This window comes from Ascidiimonas meishanensis (assembly GCF_037782385.1).
Lineage (GTDB): Bacteria > Bacteroidota > Bacteroidia > Flavobacteriales > Flavobacteriaceae > Ascidiimonas > Ascidiimonas meishanensis.
The window spans coordinates 1-5,681 of the sequence record NZ_JBBEXD010000021.1; the positions used below are offsets into that span (position 1 = coordinate 1).

The following is a 5,681-nucleotide window of genomic DNA, read 5'->3' on the forward strand; positions in this document are numbered from 1 at the left end:
AAAATACATCCGCTGTTGTGCAGAAGACAATACATAATACCCCTGTTCCGGAACTTTAGGAATTTCCTGAAACCGATTCTTACTGTTAAATCCACTAATATGACTTATAAGATTTTCTTTATTGGCCCTTATCTTTTCTAATAACTGTTTATTAGAAAAACCCTTGGGTAACTTTAATCTTAAGTCGCCATTCTGAACTTGTATTTTAATACGATTATTTCTTAATTCTTTTAAAAGATCATTCATTGGAACATTCTTTTTTAGTCCTGCAAGGACAGTTTAGATTTCTAAAGGAAGCGTAGTTAATAAGGCAGAGTGCCTACTTTTAAATGGTAATATCAATTGCATCTTCATCTTCATCAAAATACTCATGGTCTAACCATCTTGCATTTTCTATGAATTCAGATAACATCTCGATTGTTGGATTACCGAAAATATCTCGGACAGATACTTCCAGATCAAATTTCTTAAGGATCTTATTACTGAGCGATATAATATTGAGAGAATGTCCGCCAAGATCAAAGAAATCACTTTTAATACTTATGATCTCTTTGTCAAGGCCTAAGATCTCAGACCATAAAAGTGCCAGTTCTTCCTGCACCTCACTGGAAGGAGCCACATAATCATCCATGAGTTCTTCCGTTACAGACGGTAGTTTTTTGCGATCTATTTTACCGTTTCCGGTAAGCGGAAAACTATCAAGAATTATATAGCTTTTGGGAACCATAAAATCAGGGAGTTTCTCCAAAAGAATATTCCTGATTTCATCTTTTGACATGGAAATATCACCTGTGATGTAAGCAACCAGTCGTTTTTCACCACTTTTTAAAACAGGTGCAATTACCAGTACTTGCTCTACTCCTGAAATTTCCGCAATGCGAGATTCAATCTCCCCAAGTTCAATGCGGAAACCGCGAATCTTTACCTGGTTATCCTTTCTTCCGACGAAAATTAGATTTCCATCGGCTAATCTTTTAACAAGATCTCCAGTTTTATAGAGTCTGCTATCATTATTAAAAGGATTCATGATAAACCTTTCAGCAGTAAGTACTTCATTATTCAGATATCCCTTTGCCAAACCGTCTCCTGAGATATACAATTCTCCTGTAACTCCATCAGGAATCAAATTAAGATGAGCATCCAGCACATACAATCCTGTATTAGAAATAGCTTTTCCGATAGGTATGGTTCCTAAGTCAGGACGAATGGAATCTATTGGATAATAGGTTGCAAAAACAGTAGATTCTGTAGGACCGTACACATGGATCAACGTATCATTTCCTAGAGCCTCCAACCCTCTTTCTGCATGGCTGAACGATACGAGTTCGCCTCCAAACAATAATTTTCGTACACTTTTTAAATCTTCTATTGCGTAGTCTACAAGTGTGTTAAACAAAGCAGTGGTTACAAACATGATCGTAATCTTCGCCTCATTGATCTGCTTTCCTAATGATTGCACATCTGCAATTGTATTCTTATCTACAAGATGTAGCTCAGCTCCATTAAGCAATGCTCCATAAATACCAAATACGGAACCATCAAAAGCATAGTTGGAAGCTTGTAAAACTTTATCATTTTTATTAAACTCTATATAATTTGTATTCAATACAACTCTGGAAACATTATAGTGTGAGATGAGCGTTCCCTTCGGTTTACCCGTAGAACCGGAAGTGTACATAATGTAGGCCACATCTTTAGATTCAGCTTTACATTCAATACTTTTATATCCGAAATCCGAAAAATCTAGAGTTTTGTCTATTTCCAAGATTTCACCTTGATAATATTCAAGCTCTTTGTTTAAAAAGCTATTCGTAATCAAAAATTTAACATTTGCATCTTCCAGAATATACTTTTTACGTGCTATTGGATTTTCTGGATCAATAGGTACGTAAGCTGCACCTGTTTTTAAGATTGCTAATATGGCTACTATAGTTGAAACGGAAGTACCTAATAGCAACCCTATAGGATCACCTGCCTGAATTTTATATTTTGTAGCTATTTTTGTTGCTAATTGGTTAGCTAGCGAATCTAGTTCTGCATAAGTTAATTTCTCCTGATTATTAACAACAGCTATCAAATGAGGGGTTTTGGCTACCTGTTCCTCAAAAAGTTCTGAAAGTGTTTTCGATTTTGGATATTCAGACTTGACCATTTTAGATTTCTTCTGAAATACTTTCTTTTCTTTCTGAGATAATAATGAAATCGAACCAATAGTAGTTTTCTGATCTTCAAGAATTGTTTTTAGAATTTGCTTGAACTGAAGCATGAATTGCTCTATAGTTGCCGTTTTAAAAAGATCTTTGCAATAATTTAAAGTGATTTCAATTTCTCCATTGGCTTCAGTAATCTCCAGCGTAAGGTCAAACTTTGCTATCACATCAGCTTGTCCGTACCTTTCTATCGAAAGTGTGTTATTAGGTAGTTTGAACGCATTATCCTCTACCCTGTAAGTATACATGGCTTCAAATAATGGGTTACGACTGGTTTCCCTTATAATATTAAGTGCATTTACCAAATCTTCATATTGATATAGCTGATGGTCGAAAGCGTCAATTGCATTGGTTTTAACCATCTGTAAAAATGCTGTAAAGCTGAGCGCCCCCTCTACCTTATTTCGAAGCGGAAGGGTGTTGACAAACATCCCTACAATACCTTCCAGATCCGCATGGTGCCTTCCAGAGGTGGGAGTGCCTACTACCACATCTTCGGTATTGCTCAACTTGCTTAATAGTATCTTGTAGACAGCTAAAAATAACATGTACATGGTTACTCCAGAATCCTTGGCAAGCTCACGTAGTGAATCAATCATCACAGGCTCTAAATGAAAACTGCTGGTGGCGCCACGATCGCTCTTTACCAATGGTCTTGGATAATCGGTAGGAAGTTCCAATACGTTTACTTCTTCACTGAAAACATCCAGCCAGTACTCTTTATGAGAGGCTACCAATGAGGCCTGCGCTTCGCTCTGCTGCCACTCCGCATAATCTCGGTATTGCAACGGTAACTCAGGCAAGGTCTCCCCTTGATACAATTGCCAAAAATCACTCGGTAAGATCTCATGTGATACTCCATCACTAATGATGTGATGCATGTCGAAAAGAAGAATGTAACCTCCTTCTTCTAAATGGATAAGACCCGCTCTAAATGGATACTCGTTCGCCAGATCAAAAGGGCGAATAAAACTATCGATCACCTTATCGGCTTTCGCTTTAGATGACTGGTATTCGCTCACACTAAAATCTGCTGCCGGTACAATGTGTTGAACCACATGACCGCCTTCTAATACAAACTGTGTTCGTAAACTCTCATGTCTAGCTACAAGCGCATGAAAAGCTTTTTTCAATTTTTCAGTATCTAAACGCGCATCAATCGTAAAGACTCCAGGCATGTTATAAGCCGTTGACATCCGGTCAAACTCATACAAAAAGTACATCCGCTTCTGCGCTGAGGAAAGCACATAGTAGGGCTTCTGCTTTGCCTGAGTAATTGCTTGATATTCCTGTACTGAACTCTGTTCTATATGCGATGCTAGTGCCTGAATAGTTGGAAGAGAGAAAACTTCTCTTAAAGACAATTCAACTGAAAAGTTTCTACTGATTTGATTTACTAGTGAAATTGCTTTTAACGAATGCCCGCCTAACTCAAAAAAGTTAGCCGTAGTGCTGATGCGATCCGATGCGACCCCTAGTAGTTCAGACCAGATAGCTAATACCAATTCCTCAGTAGCGCCTGTTGCTGCTACAATCATACCCGTACTACCTGTCTCAGGTAAGGGAAGCGACTTGCGATCTAGCTTGCCGTTAGAGGTAAGCGGAAAAGCTTCCAAATGCACATAGTGAAGCGGTATCATATAATCAGGTAGCTGACTACTCAAATAAGAACGAAGTACTTTGGAACTTAACCCTGAATCTGATACATAATATGCGATCAGATATTTATCATCATCTGTATTTTTAGCTGTAACATGCACCTCTTCAACACCTTCAAAAAGAGATAATTGCTTTTCAATTTCTTCCAATTCTATTCGGAAGCCTCTGAGTTTAACCTGAGAATCTTTTCGTCCTATAAATTGAATTGTACCTTCTGGAGTCCATTTTACGAGATCTCCGGTCTTGTACATCACCCCATTTTCTTCATAAGGATTCGCTATAAAACTTCTTTGAGTAAGTTCTTTATTGTTAAGATAGCCATCGGAAAGGCCTAAACCTGATGTATACAACATTCCGATAGCACCAAGAGGACAAAGCTTCAAATTGTTATCTAATACGTAAACTTTTGTTCCTGGTATAGGTTTCCCAACAGGAATAGCCTCTAAAACGGAATGATTCTGTGGTATGTTGTAACAGCACGTAAAAGTAGTATTTTCAGTAGGCCCATAACCATTGATTACCTCTACTCCCTCAATCTTATTATAGACACTTCTAACGCTTGCAGGTCTTACAACGTCACCTCCAACCAGCAAGTATTTCAAATAGATTCCAGAAAGATCACTTTTTACCCATTGGTCAAAAAAGGCAGCGGTAAGCCATAGGGTATTAATTTTTTCTTCTCTGATTATTGTATTCAGATCTGTTGTGCTTACTTCAGGGTAAGGAAATAATACTAGTTGTCCGCCATTAAGCAAAGTTCCCCAAAGCTCAAAGGTAGCCGCATCAAAAGAAACCGAGGAAACCTGAAGCATTTTGGTGTTACTGTCTAAATTAAGGCAATCCAGAAAACTCAAACGAACTACGCCTTTATGCGGAATCAACGTTCCTTTTGGCTTTCCGGTAGAACCAGACGTATAAATAACATAAGCCAGCGTATCACCATTTACATCGTCAGGTTCAAAATTGGTGGATTGCGTTTCTATCTCGGCTTCAAGAATCTTGAGACTTAAAAAATCTATTTGCTCATGCATCTGAAATCTGTCCATAAATATGAAGTCAGCAAGCACCACCTTACTACAGATATCTTCCAGAATGTAATCAATTCGTTCCTGAGGATAGTTAGGATCAATAGGTACATAAGCAGCTCCTGCTTTTAAAATACCCAATATCCCAACCATCATATCAATTGATCTTTCCATGCAAATAACTACAAAATCACCTTTACCTATTTTCTGAGCAACTAGATAGTTGGCTAACTGATTGGAACGTAGGTCTAATTCTTCATAGGTGAGGTTCTGTTCTTCAAACAGTAGTGAGATACTATCAGGATTTTCTTTAACCTGATCGCCGAACAGATCTAGTATGCTTCTGTTTCCTGAGATTTGCACGCTCTCTTTGTTGAACTCTACTAACTGAAGATGTTCCTCCTCAGGTGAGATTAGTTTTAAATCGCCAATCTTAAAATCAACTGCGGAAGTAATAGATTGAAGTATTGTCTTAAAATAAGATATAAAGCGATCTATAGTTTCTTTGCGAAATAAATTTAGATTATAATTAAAGGCAAAATACAAATCGTCTTCACTCTCTGTGATTACTAAGCTTAAATCAAATTTGGAAACGTCTTCACCCTCGCGATTGTAGTTTTCAATATTGATATTTTTTGAGATTTGATTGTCTGAAAAATTTTCTACATTATAGGTGAAGATAACCTCAAATAAAGGGTTTCTTCCAGTATTTCTTTCCAAATGTAGGGCTTCTACCAGATCTTCATATTGGTATAACTGATGATCAAATGCAGAAAGGGTGTGCTGT

General features: G+C 37.5%; 2 protein-coding genes. Both read right to left on the reverse strand.

Annotated features, from left to right (window positions below; genetic code table 11):
- The coding region (locus WBG07_RS19170; protein WP_340203729.1) for a TubC N-terminal docking domain-related protein at positions 1 to 246 on the reverse strand (246 nt) is incomplete at its 3' end.
- Between the two features lie 79 nt (positions 247 to 325).
- Positions 326 to 5,681, reverse strand: a 5,356-nt coding sequence (locus WBG07_RS19175; RefSeq protein WP_340203730.1) for an amino acid adenylation domain-containing protein, incomplete at its 5' end; no start/stop codon positions are given.